The sequence below is a fragment of the Mesorhizobium sp. M4B.F.Ca.ET.089.01.1.1 genome, from assembly GCF_004022605.1.
Classification (GTDB): Bacteria; Pseudomonadota; Alphaproteobacteria; order Rhizobiales; family Rhizobiaceae; genus Mesorhizobium; species Mesorhizobium abyssinicae.
Genome location: NZ_RZOS01000096.1, coordinates 1 through 16,063, shown reverse-complemented (window position 1 = coordinate 16,063; position 16,063 = coordinate 1). Strand labels below are relative to the sequence as shown.

Here is a 16,063-nt window from a genome sequence, read left to right as displayed (position 1 = left end):
GTCCCATGGAAGGCCACCGCCGAAACGATCAGGATGGAGGCGTTGACGAACAGCGCCAGGACCAGTGCGATGGTCGAGTCGGTGGTCGCCCACTTGATCGCGTCGCGCTTGCCCCGGTCGGTGCGCTCATAGGCGCGGGTCTGCACGATCGAGGAGTGCAGGTAGAGATTGTGCGGCATGACGGTGGCGCCGATGATGCCGATGGCAATGTAGAGCATCGCCGGATTGGTGACGATCTCGGGCGACGGCACGAACATCGAATGCAGGATCGAGCCGACCGGCGGCGCGGCGGCGAAGATCTGGATCGCGAAACAGCCGAAGATGATGAGCAGCAGTGCGATGACGAAGGCTTCGAGATAGCGGAAGCCCTTGTTCATCAGCAGCAGCACCAGGAAGGCATCGAGCGCGGTAAGCATGGCGCCGCCGATCAGCGGGATGCCGAACAGCAGCTGGAGCGCGATCGCCGTGCCGATGACCTCGGCGAGATCGCAGGCGATGATGGCCAGTTCGCAGGCGATCCACAGCAGGAAGTTGACGGAGCGCGGATAGTAGGCGCGGCAGGCCTGGGCGAGGTCGCGGCCGGTGGCGATACCGAGCCGGGCGGCAAGCGCCTGCAGCAGGATCGCCATCAGGTTCGACAGCATGATGATGAACAGCAGCGTATAGCCGAACTGGGCGCCGCCGGCGAGGTCGGTTGCCCAGTTGCCCGGGTCCATATAGCCGACCGAAACCATGTAGCCCGGGCCCATGAAGGCGAACAGGCGGCGGAACCAGATGCCGGTCTGCGGCACGGTGATGGAGGCGTTGACCTCACGCAGGCTGGGCTGTTCGTCCTCGTCAGGCCGGGCAAAACGCCACGCGGATCTGGATACGGCTTCTGCGTCGGACATGAGGGATTTCCGCTGGAAAGGGTCGAGGTTGGCCTTTATCTATGCCACGGCTCAACATTATGCAATAGGCTATATTTCATTGTTTATGCTTTTGCGACGACGCCAACGGGCGGAGCGACCAGGCTCCTGACCCCGTTGCGCCTGCCGCGGAATGCAAATAAACGGCCAGACCAGCCGGGCTCCGTGCTATGACTACGGGCCCGATTCAACGTTTTTTAGAGGAGCGCGCATTGGCGCTAAGGAACAGACCGGTTCGACGCGAAGAGCCGCTTCCGGACGCCGATGTCCATTCGGAGGGCTTCCGGCAGACGCGCGAAGCGCGCCGCGGCGCGCTCGTCGAGGACTATGTCGAGCTGATCGCCGACCTCATCGAGGATGGCAACGAGGCGCGGCAGGTCGACATCGCGGCCAGGCTCGGCGTCGCCCAGCCGACGGTGGCGAAGATGCTGACCAGGCTCTGCGCCGACGGACTGGTTTCCCGGAAACCCTATCGCGGCGTGTTCCTGACCGAGGCCGGCCGCAAGGTCGCGGAGGAAAGCCGCATCCGCCACCAGACCGTGGAAGCCTTCCTGCGCTCGCTCGGCGTCAGCGCCGAGACGGCGCGCATCGACGCCGAGGGCATCGAGCACCATGTCAGCGCCGAGACGCTCGAAGCCTTCCGCAAGGCGATGATCGCGCCGCGCTGAGCCTCGTCAGCCGCCGTGCTTGGCGGGCGAAACCCCGGAACCCCGATACGTCCAGAACGTTGCTCTTCGGCGCGATAGCCGCGCCGGGGAGGAAGAGATGGGCGTTGAACAGGCACCGACCGCAAAGGGCAAGCAGGCCGCAAAGGGACTGAGACAGGCGGCGGCGAAAGACGAGCGCAAGACCGAAGCCGAGACCGGCCGTCCGCTGGAAAAGGGCGCGGCGCGTTTCGAGGAGCGCTCGAAAAGTTCCGACGGCAAGAGCGCCGGCAGCAAGCAGAAGCCTTGAAGATTCCAGCCGGCGCGTTCACTCCTCGGTGTCCTGCACCCAGCTGCGTGGATGGCCGTCGACGCGGAACTGGAAGATGAAATAGGGCGGGATGCAGGTGCCCTTGCCGGGCTTGGCCTCGGCCAGGTCTTCATAGCCGGCGGTGCAGATATAGTCCTCGCGGCAGGGATGCGTCTTGTCGCAGGCGCGCAGGCCGGCGGTCTTGGTGAATTCCGTTGTGCAATATTTGTGGTCCTTGCCGGAGCCGATGCAGTCGTTGAAGCCGGTCTTGGCGAGCCGCCCGCAACTCGCCTCGTCGGGCAGCTTGTCGCAACTGGCCTTACGCAGCATGCCGCCCGGAAAACCGCCGGTCTTCTGCTCGGGGCTGTCGTAGCGCTGGCGCGCCGCGCCATAGCCGGCAAGCTTGATCGGCGGCTTCTTGTCCCTGGCCGGGTCGATGGCGCAGGCTTTCGCCGTCGCCGGCGAGAGGCGGCAATACTGGTCGCTGCCCCATTTCGACATCCTGATCTCGCCGAACTCGACGGGGTCGCCGACCGCGGTTCCGGCCTCGCTGACGCAGGTGCCGAAGCCCGGATGGATGGCGCTTTCGTGGACGCCGGCGCAGCGCAGGCCTTCGCCGCAGGTCCAGTCCTTGAAGCTTTCATCCGTGCCGCGATAGCAGATCGAGCCCCAGCCATTGTAGAGGTCGGTGCCTTTCAGGGCGTCGGCGAATTTCGCATCCGGACGGGCGGCGAAGCCCTTGCTGAAATCGGGATGCTCGCCGGCGGCGAACTGCTCGACGATGGCCAGGCGGCGCGGCAGGTCGGCGAAGAAGACCGCCGAGCCCGGCACGAACACGGCGTTGCGCCGCGGCTCGCTGGCCGGATCAGCGCCGGTGTAGTGGAAACCGGCGATGCCGTGGGTCTGGTGGCAGCCGGTGCAGCTCATCTCGTTGAGGCGCAGATTGAAGCCGGCCACCGACTTTATGGAGCGCAGCGCGTTGCCCCTGGCGACATAGTCCTTCAGCGCCTTGTCGACGGCGGCATCATCGAGCAGGCCATAGGCGATGTTGTTTTGCGAGCGCGCCATGCCGCCAGGCGCTACCGAGACGGCGCTGGTCGCCAGGAATTTATCGTCGACGATCAGCCGGCCGCGATCGAGATCGTAGATGTTGCGGTCGGTGAGCAGCCATTTGGCGAAGGCCTGCCGGTCCGCCAGCACCGTCTTGCGGTCGATCTGGTTCTCCATCCGCGATTCCTGGAAGGTGGCGGTGGCCGGATCCCATTTGAAGATCTTCAGCAGATATTCGGCGTGGCCGCCGAAATCGCGGCGGGTCGAGGCCGACAGGCGCAGCACCTGCATGTTGAGCTCGAGCCGCATGATCTGCGAGGAATTGAGCATGGCGCCCGACAGCGGGCCTTCGTCGGAGCGCAGCCAGGCCGCAAGCTGCTCGGGCGCAAGGTCCTTCCCGCCGGCCGCCAGCCAGCGCCTGGCGACGTCGGCGCAGGACCCATCGGCGGCGCGCGGGCGATCCTTGGAGGCGCGCCCCGTCGCGGCAGTCGGCTTGGCGTTGAAGACCAGGCTCATCGTCAGCGGCAGCCGCGAGGAGACCCGCTCTCCGGGCTTTTCCTCGACCGAATAGTGGAAACGGTAGATCAGCCGGATCTCGCCGCATTCGGTGTGGCCGAGATAGCCGCGATCCATGCGGTTGACGACGCCGGTGAGGTCCAGCGTCGAGCCGTTGTCGTCGATGTATTTCGGATTGAACTTCTGGCTCGTGTCCTTGGACTTGGCCAGTCCCGCGACATAGGGATCGGGACTTGCCGCGGGCTCGTCGGCGATCTCCTGCTTGACCGCATTGCGCACCGGGGTCAGCGCGCGCACCGAAAACAGGCCGCGATTGTCGACGTCGCGCGTCAGGCCGATCGCCGGGCCGAGCAGTCGGCTGATCGACAGGCCGCCGCGCTCGAGCGCCTGCAAGGTCGCGGGGTCGGTGACGGCGACGCTGGAATCGAGCGTGGCGGCAGGCGCCGCCCCAGCGCCGAAACCGGCCAATACCAGCAGAAACAGGAAACGGCCGATCGTCCGCAAGCGCCCCTCGCATCCCCTTGTCCGGCGCCATGCTACAGGCCTTGCGCCGCCCATTCCAGCGCCGGTTTGCGAGCGAAAAATGCTGTGACTTGCTGCAACCATTGGGATAATTGTTTGTTGGGTCTGATTGGCACCAGGATGCCGGCCTGGCCGTTTGGAAATTCGCATCGCGAGGAGTTGCCATGCTCTGGAGAGGCCGCCGTCAGAGTGACAATGTCGAGGACGAGCGCAGCGACACGGGTGGCAGCGGCGGATTCGGCGGCGGCAGCCCGGGCCAGTTCCGCATCCCGATCGGGGGCCGCACCGGCGGCGGCTCAAGCATCTTCATCGTCATCCTGGTTGTGCTGGCCGGCTGGTATTTCGGCTTCGATCCGTCACAGATACTGGGCGGCGGCGACAGCAGCGGCCAGATCACCGACGACAGCGGCAGCGAAGGTGGCGGCGCGGGGGCCCCGGCTTCCGACGAGATGAAGCAGTTCGTCTCGACCGTGCTTGCCGAAACCGAAGACACCTGGAAAGGCATCTTCCAGGCCAATGGCCTGACTTACGAAGATCCGAAGCTGGTGCTGTTCAGCAGCCAGATACGCTCGGCCTGCGGCTTCGCCTCGGCTGCGGCCGGACCGTTCTATTGTCCGGGTGATCACAAGGTCTACCTCGACATGACGTTCTTCCAGCAGCTCGACCAGCAGTTCGGCGCTTCCGGAGAGTTTGCCCGGGCCTATGTGATCGCGCATGAGGTCGGCCACCATGTGCAGAACCTCACCGGCATCCTGCCCAAGTTCAACAACATGCGGCAGGGGATGAGCGAGGCCGACGCCAACCACATGTCGATGCAGGTCGAACTGCAGGCCGACTGCTTCGCCGGTGTCTGGGCGCATTACACCGCGCAGAAGGGCATTTTGGAACAGGGCGACATCGAGAGCGCTCTCAATGCCGCCAAGCAGATCGGCGACGATACGCTGCAGAAGAAGATGCAGGGCTACGTGGTGCCGGAAAGCTTCAACCACGGCACATCGCAGCAGCGTCAGACCTGGCTGGCTCGTGGCTACAAGAGCGGCAAGCTCTCGGACTGCGACACGTTCAACAATCCGATCTGAGGCGGCGCATCGGGGTTCCTGCGGCGGCGATCGGAAGCGGCCATCGCGGCAACTGATGTCAGGATGAGGCAGTTGCCGTCGTTCCCTCATTGTTCTTGGTGGCGGGCTCGCCTATAAGGTGCACCCGCCTTTGCTGCAAGGCGGCCGAGGAGCTTGACACCATCATGATCGACCCCAAGACCGCCAGGCGGGGCCTTGCGCTCGTTTTCACGACGCTGCTGCTCGACATTATCGGCTTCGGCATCATCATGCCGGTGCTGCCGGCCTACCTGCAGGAACTGACGGGAGTCGGCGTCAGCGAAGCGGCGATCGAGGGCGGCTGGCTGTTCTTCGCCTATGCGGCGATGCAGTTCGTGTTCGCTCCCGTCATCGGCGGGTTGAGCGACCGCTTCGGACGGCGGCCGGTGCTGCTTGCCTCCGTGCTCACCTTTTCGATCGACAATCTGATCTGCGCCATCGCCTGGACCTACCCGATGCTGTTCATCGGGCGCCTGCTGGCCGGCATCTCCGGCGCCAGCTATTCGACGACCTCCGCCTTCATCGCCGACATCTCGACCGATGAGAACCGGGCGAAGAATTTCGGCCTGCTCGGCATCGCCTTCGGCGTCGGCTTCGTCATTGGCCCGGTCTTGGGCGGGCTGCTCGGCACGTTCGGGCCGCGCGTGCCGTTCTATTTTGCCGCCGGGCTTGCGTTCGTGAATTTCCTGATCGCGCTGTTCCTGCTGCCGGAGACGCTCGACGACAAGCATCGCCGCCGCTTCGAGTGGAAACGCGCCAACCCGGTCGGCACGCTCATCCAGATGCGCAACTACCACGGCATCGGCTGGATCGGCCTAGTCTTCTTCCTGATGACCCTCGGACACATGATGTACCCGGCGGTATGGTCGTTCGTGTCCAATTATCGCTATGGCTGGAGCGAGCAACAGATCGGCTTCTCGCTCGGCGCCTTCGGCCTGTGCGGCGCGATCGTCATGGCGACCGTCCTGCCGCGCGTCATCCCGAAACTCGGCGAGTGGAGGACGGCGGCGATCGGCCTGACCTTCACCGCGCTCAGCGCCTTCGGCTATGCCTTCGCCTCGCAGGGTTGGATGATCTATGCGGTGATCGTCGTCGGCTGCCTGGAGGCGCTGGCCGATCCGCCGCTGAGAAGCCTTGCCGCGGCCAAGGTTCCGCCTTCGGCGCAGGGCGAACTACAAGGGGCGATGACGTCGATCTTCTCGATCACCTCGATCATCACACCGCTGCTCTACACGGGGATCTTTTCCTGGTTCACCGGGCCGAGCGCGCCGGTCGTGTTCGGCGGCGCGCCCTATCTGCTGGGTGCGGTCTTCCTCACCCTGGCGGTGATCGTCTTCGTCACGAAAGTCGCCAAGCCGACGCCGAAGGAGGTCGAGCGCATGCACGCGCAGGAGGCCGTGACCGATCCGGCTTGAGAAGTTTGAACTGCTAGACGCGTTCGGCCAGCGCCGGCTCGCCGCGCTTCTCGCGGATGAGATTGACGAAGCGGCGGAACAGATAGTGCGAATCCTGCGGGCCGGGCGAGGCCTCGGGGTGATGCTGGACCGAGAACACCGGACGGCCGGTCAGCGCGATGCCGCAGTTCGAGCCGTCGAACAGCGAGACATGGGTCTCCTCGACGCCTTCGGGCAGCGAGTCGGCGTCGACCGCGAAACCATGGTTCATCGAGACGATCTCGACCTTGCCGGTGGTGTGGTCCTTGACCGGATGGTTGGCGCCGTGATGGCCCTGATGCATCTTGGCGGTCCTGCCGCCCAGCGCCAGCGCCAACATCTGGTGGCCAAGGCAAATGCCGAACACCGGGATTTCGGTCTTGAGCAGGTCCTGGATGACAGGCACCGCATAGTCGCCGGTCGCTTCCGGATCGCCGGGACCGTTGGAGAGGAAGATGCCGTCCGGCTGCATGGCGAGGATTTCCTCGGCGCCGGTCTTGGCCGGCACAACGGTGACCTTGGCACCGAGGCCGGCGAGCAGGCGCAGGATGTTGCGCTTGACGCCATAGTCGATAGCAACGACGTGCAGCGACGGCTCGGCCTGCTCGCCAAAGCCTTCGTTCCAGACCCAGGGCGTCTCGCGCCAGACCGACGACTGGCCCGAGGTGACCTCCTTGGCGAGGTCGAGGCCGATCAGGCCCGACCAGGCGGCGGCGCGCCGCTTCAGATCGTCGAGGTCGAAGACGCCGTCCGGCGCATGCGCGATGACGGCATTGGGCATACCCTTTTCGCGGATCAGCACGGTCAGCGCGCGCGTGTCTATGCCCGAAAGCGCGACGATGCCGCGCTTCTTCAGCCACTGGTCGAGATGGCCGGCGGCGCGGTAGTTGGACGGGTTGGTGACATCGGCCTTGAACACGGCGCCGACGACGCCGGGGCGGGCGGCCGGGTTGAGGTCCTCGATGTCCTCGTCATTGGTGCCGATGTTGCCGATATGCGGGAAGGTGAAGGTGACGATCTGGCCGGCATAGGACGGGTCCGTGAGGATTTCCTGGTAACCGGTGAGCGCGGTGTTGAAGCAGACTTCGGCGACCGCCGATCCGGTGGCGCCGAGGCCGCGACCCTCGATGACGGTGCCGTCGGCAAGCACCAAAAGCGCGGTCGGCTTCTCGGTATTCCAAGGGGCAGTCGTCGTCGCCATGGCGGCACTCCTGTAAGGCTGCGTTACAGCGGGTCCGGGACCAACTGCGCAGCAAACGGCGCGGAGCAGCGATTTCTGCGGCTTCCGCGCGTCAATTCTTCTCGCTCATGCCGTTTTCCCAAAACCGCTGTGCACTTTTGGGCGGCATGAACTCATTGTCTCATGCAGGACCGAGTACATAGGCGAAGGCGCCAAAGCGGTCAATGAGGTGGCCAGAAACCGGTCCCGATTTTGTTTCTCCAGCAATATCAGTGGTTTGCATGGATTTGCTTTGCGCGCGGGGCAAAGCTATTGTCCGCGCCGTTCGAAGGAGAGAGCACGATGCGCGAAAAAAATCCCTGAAGAGCGCGATGAAGGCGCAGGACAAGCACCGCTTGCCCACTCTGCGGCTGATCCAGGCCGCCATCCACGACCGCGACATCGCCAATCGCGGTGCCGGCAAGCCGGCCGCGAGCGAAGAAGAGATCCTGCAGATCCTGGCCAAGATGGTGAAGCAGCGCGAGGAATCGGCGAAGGCTTTCGAGGACGGCAAGCGGCCGGAACTGGCCGCGCAGGAGCGTGGCGAGATGGAGATCATCCGCGGCTTCCTGCCGACGCAGCTCGACGATGCCGCCGTTACGGCTGCGGCACGCGAGGCGATCGCGGCGACGGGCGCCGCCAGCCAGAAGGACATGGGCAAGGTGATCGGCGCGCTGAAGCAGAAATATGCCGGCCAGATGGATTTCGGCAAGGCGAGCAGCATCGTCAAAGGGCTGCTGCAGTAACCTGCGCTCGCCCGCTTCACCGGTGAGGCGGCCTCACGACCCCTTGCAGATCGGCAGCGGCTGCGGCGGCGGTGCCGGATGGTCCTTCTTGTACTGGGCAATGATCGGCTCGAGGGTCTTCCTCGGCCAGAATTTCGGCCTGCCGATATCCCTCAGGCAGGATGCGTTCCAGTAGGCGCCCGAAGCGGAACGGCCGCCCGCTACGGCGGCGATGTCTTGCGATTCCGGATAGATGTAGAGCGTCGTCGGGTTGCCCTTGACCATCGCGATGAGCTGCGCGGCATCGGTTGCCGACCAGCTGGTGCAGCCATTGCTGCGGCCGCCGGCATAGTCCACCAGCTTGCCGAACGGCACCATGCCGTCATGGTCGGCGTAGGAGCTGTCGGGGTTCTTGCGCAGGCACATGCCGCGGAGAACCTGGGCCGCGTGGCCGCCAATCACGCGCTGCCTGGCATTGGCGGCTTCGCCTTCGCCGTCGAACTGGATGAAGGTGCGCAGGAAAGCCGTGTCCCGTTTTGCGCCGGTGCGATAGAAGCCCTTGAATGAGGTTTTCGCCTCGCGGGTCATGTAGGCGCCGCCGGCGGTCAATTCCGAATCCATCGCATTGCCGAAGTTCCTGGCGCATCGTCTGCCGTTTGAGAAATCGACGGTGCCTTTCAGGTTGCGGCCGCCGCCGTGGCCGGACGAGATCGCGCGAAACGACTGGCTGGCTTCGCAGATGATGTAGTAGCGGCGCCCCAGCACGCCGTTGCCGAGATCGCCGGGACGCGTCGCATCCATGGCGAAGTAGCAGGGGTTGTTGACGGCGCCGGCGGCGACTTTTTTCAGGTAAAGCGCGCGCGCCCGCTCCAGAACGACTTCTGCGATCTGGCCATCGCCCTCGCCAACATGGGCCTGCAGCCAGGCCGGAATGCCGGACGGTTGCAGGGCGGCGAAAGATCGAGGCGAAGCCGTCAAGGTGACGACAATGGCAAGGAGGCTGAGGATAGCCACACCCAGCGGAACAGATCTCAACCGCACCAGCTCCCCCCGTCAACGCATTGTGTCTTGCGATGAATCACCTGGAGCCGATCATAAAAGGTCTCGCGCCGATCTGCGAAACACTTCTAGTTTAGCTGCCCACCCCAAAGCCGGAATGGCATCATGGTTGAAATCGTCAAGCCAGCGCTCGAACACCTGCCGTCCTACAGGGCGGCGCTGGAGCGCGGCTGGTCGCCGGACAATGTGCGGCTTGCGGAAGCGACGCGAGAGCAGCTCGCCGCGATCGAAGAGGACCCGTTTGCGTTCCTCGCCGGTCTCGACGATCCCGAGGGCAGGGGACCGCCGATCACGCTGCCCGACGGCACGACGGTGCCGCGGCTGCCCGGCTTTCGGCGGTGGATCTGGGATGGCGAGGCCGCCGGCTCGATCGGCTTCCGCTGGCAGCCCGGTACGGCGGCGCTCCCCTCGCATGTTCTCGGTCATATCGGCTACGCGGTGGTGCCGTGGAAGCGAGGGCGTGGCTATGCGACCAAGGCGCTGCGGCTGATGCTCGACGAGGCGAGGGCGGTCGGCCTGCCCTTTGTCGAGATCACCGCCAAGCCGCAAAACCCGGCCTCGCACAAGGTGATCCTGGCCAATGGCGGCAGGCTCGTCGGCCGCTTCTTCGAGGATGCCGCCTATGGCGGCGCCGAGAGCCTGCGCTTCCGCATCGATCTATAGCGGCGACGATGGCAGCCTGACGATCTGATTCAGGAGGGCGCGGCAACGCGTTGTTTTGCCGGGTCTTCTGGCGCCGTGGCAGAGGCGTCGCTACTCGGCTGCCGCGGGCAGCGGCGGCGCCACGCGGCTGCGCCCTTCCCAGACTTGCGAGGCGACCGCCACGGCGACCGCGACCAGCATGGCCAGCGCGCCGGCCACCGGCAGGCTGCGGTAGCCGTAGCCGGCATTGAGCATGGCCGCACCCAGCGAAGCGGCGAGCGCGATGCCGACATTGAAGCCGGAGGGGATGAGCGAGGAGGCGAGATTGGAGGCGTCCGCCGTCCAGGCCAGGATGCGGGTCTGGATCGGCGCGCCGATGGCGAAGTTGAGGCCGCCCCAGATGACGATCGCAACGACCATCGGCACGGGGTAGGGGCTGACGGCATTGATGACGCCAAGCACCAGCGCCTGCAGGAGCAGCATGGTGATCAGCGACGGCATCAGCTTCCAGTCGGCGAGCTTGCCGCCGAGGAAGACGCCGATGGTCGCGCCGACGCCATTGAGCAGCAGCACCCAGGGCACCAGGCTCTCATCGAGGCCGGTGACTTCGAGCAAGGTCGGGGTGATGTAGGTGAACAGGCCGAACTGGCCGATCATCAACATCAGCATCAGGATGAGCGAGGTCCAGACCTGCTGACGTCCCAGAACGCGGACCTCGTGCGAAAGGCTGGCAGGGCTGTTCGACGACCCCGCCGTGCGCGGCAACAAAGCAAGCATGGCGGCAATTGCCGCCACGCCCAGCGCGCCGATCACCCAGAAAGTGGCGCGCCAGCCCCAGAGGTTGCCGATCGCGGTTCCGGCCGGCACGCCGATGACGTTGGAAACGGTGAGGCCGGACAGGATGACCGCCACCGCCATGCCGCGCTTGTCTTCCGGCACGAGGCCGACGGCCACCACCATGGCGACCCCGAAATAGGCGCCGTGCGCCACGGCGACTGCAATGCGCAGAAGCAGCATCGAGGTGAAGTCAGGCGCCAGCGCGCAAGCCGCCTGGCCGATGGTGAAGGCGATGGCGAGGCCTATGAGCAGGGTCTTGCGGGAGATCGTCTTGGTGGCGAGTGCCAGCAGCGGACCGCCAACGGCAATGCCGCAGGCGTAGCCGGAGACCAGGTAACCGGCAGTAGGAATGGAAACGCCGAGGCCGCCGGCGACCTGCGGCAGCACGCCGGCGATGACGAATTCCGTGGTGCCGAAGGCAAAGGCGGCGATGAACAGGGCAATGAGAGGAAGCATGGCGCGGCAAGCGATCCCAAATGAGATGGCCTCAAACCATGGATGGGCGCCGCCGGCAATGCAGAAAATGTCGATGCCGCTTTAGCTTTTCTTGACCGGCTCAATCCGGTCGGTCAGCTGCCGATGGGGCCAGGAAGGCCGTCTTCCTGCCGTAGGGGATTTTCAGCCATGCCCGTTCATGGAGATAGTAGAGCAATGACTTGGTGACGACCTCGGTGGCGCCGATGGCGGCGGCCAGCTTGACGCTGCCCGTTACCACCAGCGAGATGATCATCGTGTCGATGGTGCCGGTGGCGCGCCAGGAAAGCGCCTTGGCGAAGCTGCGTGAATGGGTGTCCATCGCCGATCATCCTCCCAGTAGACCTCACACGATCCTTAGCCGAGAGACGAGAGGATGAGCAAAGACAAATTCTGATGGGACCGGGGTGATGTCGCCGCACCCGGTATCGACCTAGCCCGCCTTCAACCTTGAACCGCCGAGCAGGCCACGCTCTTCCAGCACCGGATAGGCCATGGAAGCGAGCAGCGAGTTGATCTGCTTCAAGTCACGGATGGTGTCGAGGTGGATCGAGCTGGTCTCGACGCTCTTGGCGGTGCCGTCGCGCAGCCGCACGAAATGGCTGGCGCTGGTTTCCTTCTCGCGGTCGCGCAGCCGGTCCTTTTCCAGCACCAGCTGGCGGGCGGCCTCGGGGTCGCGCGAGACCAGCACGTTGAAGGCAAGGCGCGCGTTGGCGAGCACCGAGGCATGGAAGGCGCTGAGCTCGCGCCAGCCTTCGGGCGTGAACTCCAGCCCCCGCTCGAGCTTCTTCCTGACATGCACCAGCATGTTGCGCACGATGATGTCGCCGACCTGCTCCAGCTTGACGCAGGCGCCGATCAATTCCTGGCAGCGCAGCGCCTCGTCCTCGCTCATCGGGTTCTTGGTGACCTTGGCCAGATAGAGCTTAATCGCCGCGTGTTTCTTGTCGACGCGGTCGTCGAGCGCGGCGAGCGCCTTGATCTTGTCGGCGTCGGCGCTCTCGTAGAGCTCGATGATGCGCTTCAGCATGATCTCGACGGTCTCGCAGACCCTCACGACCTCGCGGGTAGCGTTGGCCAGCGCCTGGCTCGGCGTATCAAGCGCGCTTTCGTTGAGCGCCGACAGTTCGACGATGTCGAGCGCCGAAGCCTGTTCCGGCTTGGCGCCGAGCGCCACGATCTTCTCCGAGGCGCGGTAGACGAGGCTGGCGAGCGGCAGGCCGGCGAGCAGGACGATCACATTGAACAGGATGTGGGCGTTGACGATCTGGTCGGGGACGCTGGCGCCGAGGAAGCCGACCGGCGGCTTCAGCGTCATGAACAGGATCAGCATGACCAGCGAGCCCATGCCGCGCATCAGCAGGTTGCCGACCGGCACGACGCGCACGCCGGGCTCGGCGTTGCGGGTGAGCAGCGGCGCGATGATCGAAGAGCCGAGATTGACGCCAAGCACCAGCACGATGCCGAGCTCGGGCGGGATGAAGCCGCGGCCAGCCAGCGTCACCAGGAGCAGGACGGCCGCGATCGAGGAATGGAACAGCCAGGTGACCAGCGCGGCAAGCAGGTAGGCGGTGACGAAATCGCCGGAGAAATAGTTGACGATCATCGGCATCAGCGTGCTCTGGCGCAGCGGTTCCGAGGCCTGGCCGATCATCTCCAGCGACAGAAGCAATAGGCCGATGCCGACCAGGATGCGACCGGACTGGCGCCAGTCGCGCCGCTCGGTGGCCATGAACATGACGGTGCCGGCGACCAGGCATACCGGGACCAGCAGCGAGAGGTCGAAGGTGAGCAGCTTGACCACCAGCGCCGAGCCGATCTCGGCGCCGCGCACGGCCAACTGGCCGGACATGCCGGAGACGATGCCGGCGCCGGCGAAGGAGCCGACCAGCAAGGTCACGGCGGTGGAGCTCTGCAGCGCGATCGAGAGGCCGCAGCCGGCCAGAACCGCCATCAGCGGATTGCGCATGGTGGCGCGCAGCCTGTGGCGCAGCGCATCGCCATAGGCGCGCTCGACGCCTGTCTTGACCATGCGGGTGGCGAACAACATCAGCGCCACGGCGCCGGCAAGATGCAGAAGGACGACGGAACCGCTCATGCGCGATCTCGCGATCCGACGGGCGCGCGCTGCGCGCGAGCCGAACCGTCGACCAGGCAATAGAGGGTGCGAATCATAGACATTTCAGAACCGAGAATACGCCGATTTACTTTAGCCGGATAATAGATTTTGACCGTCGGGCGACGGTTGGCGCACGACAGGGCGTGTCGGAAATGGATGGACGGCGATTTGGTTGCATGGCCCGCCGGCCCGGTGGCGGCATGCCGCCCGGCGCTCCCGCGCCTATCAAACGCCCCATCTGACGACGATGTTGAATTTGGCATCCTAAATGCAAGAAATCATTACATAATTGTAATTCTACCATTCAGTTTCGGTTCATCCCCGGCACCCTATTGCTTGTGCATCGACAACCAAGGAGTACCCGTGATGAAACGTCTCGTTCTTTCCGCCGTCGCCGCCTCGATGCTGGCCGCCACGTCCGTCTCGGGCCAGGCCGCGCCGCTCAATGCGCCGGTCGCGCCGCAGTCGAACTATAGCCAGGTCGACTGGCAGCAGCCCGGCAAGCACGTCGACGTGAGGAAGCGCGTCATCAAGAAGAAGGTCGTGGTGAAGCGCAGTCATTGGCGCAACGGGCAGAAGTACTCCAGCTGGAAGCGGCACCAGCCGATCCGCAATTACGGCCGTTATGGCCTGCGCCGTCCGGGCCCTGGCCAGGAGTGGATCCGCGTCGGCAACGACTATGTGCTGGTCAGCATCTTCTCCGGCATCATCTTTGGTGCCATCGCCGCGCAGTAAGCCAGCCAGCACTGAGCTGCGTTTTGAAGAAGGCGGCCGGCGACGGCCGCTTTCCTTTTGCCCTGTGGAAACCGGGCATCGTCCGTATTTGGGGTCGTGCGGTCCGGCAAGCGTGCTTATATGGACGGGAAAAGAGTTTCCCGATGCGCTTTCCGCCCGCCTTCCTCGACGAGATCCGCGACCGTGTGCCGATTTCCTCGGTCATCGGCCAGCGCGTCGCGTGGGACAGGAAGAAGACCAATGCATCGCGCGGCGACTATTGGGCCTGCTGCCCGTTCCATGGCGAGAAGAGCCCGTCCTTTCATTGCGAGGACAAGAAGGGCCGCTACCATTGCTTCGGCTGCTCGGTGTCGGGGGACCACTTCAAGTTCCTGACCGAGCTCGACGGCATGAGCTTTCCCGAGGCGGTCGAGAAGATCGCCGACATGGCCGGCGTGCCGATGCCGGTTCGCGACGAACAGGAGGAACGGCGCGAGAAGGAACGCGCCAGTCTGACCGATGTCATGGAGATGGCGACCGCCTTCTTCCAGGAGCGGTTGCAGGGGCCGGAAGGCGCAAAGGCCCGCGCCTATCTGAGGGAGCGTGGTCTGACCTCGGCGACCCAGCAGTCGTTTCGGCTGGGTTATGCGCCGGACAGCCGCAATGCGCTGAAGGAGCATCTTGCCGCCAAGGGCGTGCCGAAGGCCGATATCGAGGCCTGCGGGCTGGTGCGGCATGGCGACGACATCCCGGTCTCCTACGACTGGTTCCGCGACCGCATCATGTTTCCGATCCCGGATTCGCGTGGCAAGATCATCGCCTTTGGCGGCCGGGCGCTGGCGCCCGACGCGCTCGCCAAATACATGAACTCGCCCGATACCGAGCTCTTCCACAAAGGCAATGTGCTCTACAATTTCGCCCGCGCCCGCAAGGCACTGGCCAAGGGCGGTACGGTGATCGCGGTCGAAGGCTATATGGACGTGATCGCGCTGGCGCAGGCCGGTTTCGAGAATGCCGTGGCGCCGCTCGGCACCGCGCTCACCGAGAACCAGCTGGAGCTTCTGTGGCGCATGGCGCCGGAGCCGGTGTTGTGCTTCGACGGCGACAAGGCCGGATTGAAGGCGGCATGGCGTGCCGCCGATCTTGCGCTGCCGTCGGTACAGGCCGGGCGCTCGGCGAGTTTCGCGCTGCTGCCGGAAGGCAAGGATCCCGACGATCTGGTCAAGGCCGAGGGGCCGGACGCGTTCCGCGCGGTGCTTGCCGATGCGCGGCCGCTGGTGGACCTGTTGTGGATGCGCGAGACGGCGGGCGGCGTTTTCGACACGCCGGAGCGGCGGGCGGAACTGGGAAAGACGCTGCGTGAACTGACCAGCCGCATCCGCGACGAAAGCACGCGCTATCACTACCAGCAGGAGATGCGCGAGCGCGAACAGAGCTTCTTCGGTTCGCAGCGCGGCCCGCGGCAGGGTCGTCATGATGGCGGCCGGCCGGGCGAGCGCGGCCAGGGCAAGGCGCCCGGCGGACAGTTCGCCAGAGGCGCAGGCGGCCGCATCGCCATCACCGAGAGCCTCGGACAGTCGGCGCTGGTCAAGCGCGGCGAGGGCATGTCGGTGCGGGAGGCGACGATCATCGTGGCGCTCGTCAACCACCCGCCGCTGATCGACGAGAATTTCGCCCATGTCGAATTCCTCGACCTTGCCAATGCGGATTTGAAGAAACTGCACGCCGCGATCCTCGACGCCATGGCGCATGATGCCGCCGACGAGCGCGGCGCGGTGATCGCCACGATTGAGC

At 65.1% G+C, this 16,063-nt stretch carries 15 protein-coding genes; 8 read left to right on the top strand and 7 right to left on the bottom strand.

The features are described from left to right. Positions 1 to 890, bottom strand: an 890-nt coding sequence (locus EN780_RS12290; RefSeq protein ID WP_128273993.1) for an Nramp family divalent metal transporter, incomplete at its 3' end; no start/stop codon positions are given. 230 nt (positions 891 to 1,120) lie between these two features. Between EN780_RS12290 and mntR the strand changes: the two genes are divergently transcribed. Then, a complete protein-coding gene (mntR, locus tag EN780_RS12285; RefSeq protein WP_187331431.1) occupies positions 1,121 to 1,576 on the top strand; it encodes a manganese-binding transcriptional regulator MntR in 456 nt (151 codons plus the stop codon). Positions 1,577 to 1,673: 97 nt separating this feature from the next. Further along, the gene (locus tag EN780_RS12280) at positions 1,674 to 1,862 is read left to right on the top strand and encodes a hypothetical protein (RefSeq protein ID WP_127393220.1); all 189 of its coding nucleotides are present in this window, start codon (positions 1,674 to 1,676) and stop codon (positions 1,860 to 1,862) included. Positions 1,863 to 1,880: 18 nt separating this feature from the next. On the opposite strand, the gene EN780_RS12275 is transcribed toward EN780_RS12280, so the two are convergent. After that, positions 1,881 to 3,932 carry a hypothetical protein gene (locus EN780_RS12275; RefSeq protein ID WP_245499941.1) on the bottom strand — a complete coding sequence of 684 codons (2,052 nt, stop codon included), beginning with the start codon at positions 3,930 to 3,932 and terminating at the stop codon, positions 1,881 to 1,883. 182 nt (positions 3,933 to 4,114) lie between these two features. Between EN780_RS12275 and EN780_RS12270 the strand changes: the two genes are divergently transcribed. Together EN780_RS12270 and EN780_RS12265 are read left to right on the top strand one after the other, a co-directional pair. Beyond that, entirely contained in the window at positions 4,115 to 5,029 is a 915-nt protein-coding gene (locus tag EN780_RS12270; protein ID WP_127393219.1) for a neutral zinc metallopeptidase, read from the top strand. Positions 5,030 to 5,193: 164 nt separating this feature from the next. Further along, complete coding sequence (locus EN780_RS12265; protein WP_127284894.1) at positions 5,194 to 6,462, top strand: TCR/Tet family MFS transporter; 1,269 nt, start codon at positions 5,194 to 5,196, stop codon at positions 6,460 to 6,462. Between the two features lie 13 nt (positions 6,463 to 6,475). Here the strand turns inward: EN780_RS12265 and carA are convergent, their stop codons facing one another. Then, the gene (carA, locus tag EN780_RS12260; RefSeq protein ID WP_128273990.1) at positions 6,476 to 7,681 is read right to left on the bottom strand and encodes a glutamine-hydrolyzing carbamoyl-phosphate synthase small subunit; all 1,206 of its coding nucleotides are present in this window, start codon (positions 7,679 to 7,681) and stop codon (positions 6,476 to 6,478) included. A 290-nt stretch (positions 7,682 to 7,971) separates the two neighbouring features. Between carA and EN780_RS12255 the strand changes: the two genes are divergently transcribed. Then, the gene (locus tag EN780_RS12255; protein WP_281035363.1) at positions 7,972 to 8,445 is read left to right on the top strand and encodes a GatB/YqeY domain-containing protein; all 474 of its coding nucleotides are present in this window, start codon (positions 7,972 to 7,974) and stop codon (positions 8,443 to 8,445) included. A 33-nt stretch (positions 8,446 to 8,478) separates the two neighbouring features. Here EN780_RS12255 and EN780_RS12250 read toward each other — a convergent pair whose 3' ends face one another. Beyond that, on the bottom strand, positions 8,479 to 9,465 hold the full coding sequence (locus EN780_RS12250; protein ID WP_128273986.1) for a hypothetical protein: 987 nt from the start codon (positions 9,463 to 9,465) through the stop codon (positions 8,479 to 8,481). Positions 9,466 to 9,588: 123 nt separating this feature from the next. Here EN780_RS12250 and EN780_RS12245 point away from each other — a divergent pair, with 123 nt between their 5' ends. Then, positions 9,589 to 10,146, top strand: coding sequence for a GNAT family N-acetyltransferase (locus EN780_RS12245; RefSeq protein ID WP_128273984.1), 558 nt, complete (start codon positions 9,589 to 9,591; stop codon positions 10,144 to 10,146). Between the two features lie 90 nt (positions 10,147 to 10,236). On the opposite strand, the gene EN780_RS12240 is transcribed toward EN780_RS12245, so the two are convergent. From EN780_RS12240 to EN780_RS12230, 3 genes are all read right to left on the bottom strand, one after another. Next, positions 10,237 to 11,418 (bottom strand): MFS transporter, encoded by a 1,182-nt coding sequence (locus EN780_RS12240; RefSeq protein ID WP_128273982.1) that lies wholly within the window; start codon positions 11,416 to 11,418, stop codon positions 10,237 to 10,239. Between the two features lie 100 nt (positions 11,419 to 11,518). Then, positions 11,519 to 11,758: a DUF2061 domain-containing protein gene (locus EN780_RS12235; protein ID WP_127393206.1), complete on the bottom strand. Its 240-nt coding sequence runs from the start codon at positions 11,756 to 11,758 to the stop codon at positions 11,519 to 11,521. A 111-nt stretch (positions 11,759 to 11,869) separates the two neighbouring features. Further along, positions 11,870 to 13,534 carry a Na/Pi cotransporter family protein gene (locus EN780_RS12230; RefSeq protein WP_127393207.1) on the bottom strand — a complete coding sequence of 555 codons (1,665 nt, stop codon included), beginning with the start codon at positions 13,532 to 13,534 and terminating at the stop codon, positions 11,870 to 11,872. A 387-nt stretch (positions 13,535 to 13,921) separates the two neighbouring features. Between EN780_RS12230 and EN780_RS12225 the strand changes: the two genes are divergently transcribed. Next, positions 13,922 to 14,290, top strand: coding sequence for an RcnB family protein (locus EN780_RS12225; RefSeq protein ID WP_127284902.1), 369 nt, complete (start codon positions 13,922 to 13,924; stop codon positions 14,288 to 14,290). Between the two features lie 143 nt (positions 14,291 to 14,433). After that, a partial coding sequence (dnaG, locus tag EN780_RS12220) for a DNA primase (RefSeq protein WP_128273980.1) occupies positions 14,434 to 16,063 on the top strand: 1,630 nt, incomplete at its 3' end.

Excerpts from the sequence above, each read along its gene's own strand:
- EN780_RS12280 (WP_127393220.1), top strand. The coding sequence starts at position 1,674 with ATGGGCGTTGAACAGGCACCGACCGCAAAGGGCAAGCAGGCCGCAAAG.
- EN780_RS12270 (WP_127393219.1), top strand. The coding sequence starts at position 4,115 with ATGCTCTGGAGAGGCCGCCGTCAGAGTGACAATGTCGAGGACGAGCGC.
- EN780_RS12265 (WP_127284894.1), top strand. The coding sequence starts at position 5,194 with ATGATCGACCCCAAGACCGCCAGGCGGGGCCTTGCGCTCGTTTTCACG.
- carA (WP_128273990.1), bottom strand. The coding sequence starts at position 7,681 with ATGGCGACGACGACTGCCCCTTGGAATACCGAGAAGCCGACCGCGCTT.
- EN780_RS12245 (WP_128273984.1), top strand. The coding sequence starts at position 9,589 with ATGGTTGAAATCGTCAAGCCAGCGCTCGAACACCTGCCGTCCTACAGG.
- EN780_RS12240 (WP_128273982.1), bottom strand. The coding sequence starts at position 11,418 with ATGCTTCCTCTCATTGCCCTGTTCATCGCCGCCTTTGCCTTCGGCACC.
- EN780_RS12235 (WP_127393206.1), bottom strand. The coding sequence starts at position 11,758 with ATGGACACCCATTCACGCAGCTTCGCCAAGGCGCTTTCCTGGCGCGCC.
- EN780_RS12230 (WP_127393207.1), bottom strand. The coding sequence starts at position 13,534 with ATGAGCGGTTCCGTCGTCCTTCTGCATCTTGCCGGCGCCGTGGCGCTG.
- EN780_RS12225 (WP_127284902.1), top strand. The coding sequence starts at position 13,922 with ATGAAACGTCTCGTTCTTTCCGCCGTCGCCGCCTCGATGCTGGCCGCC.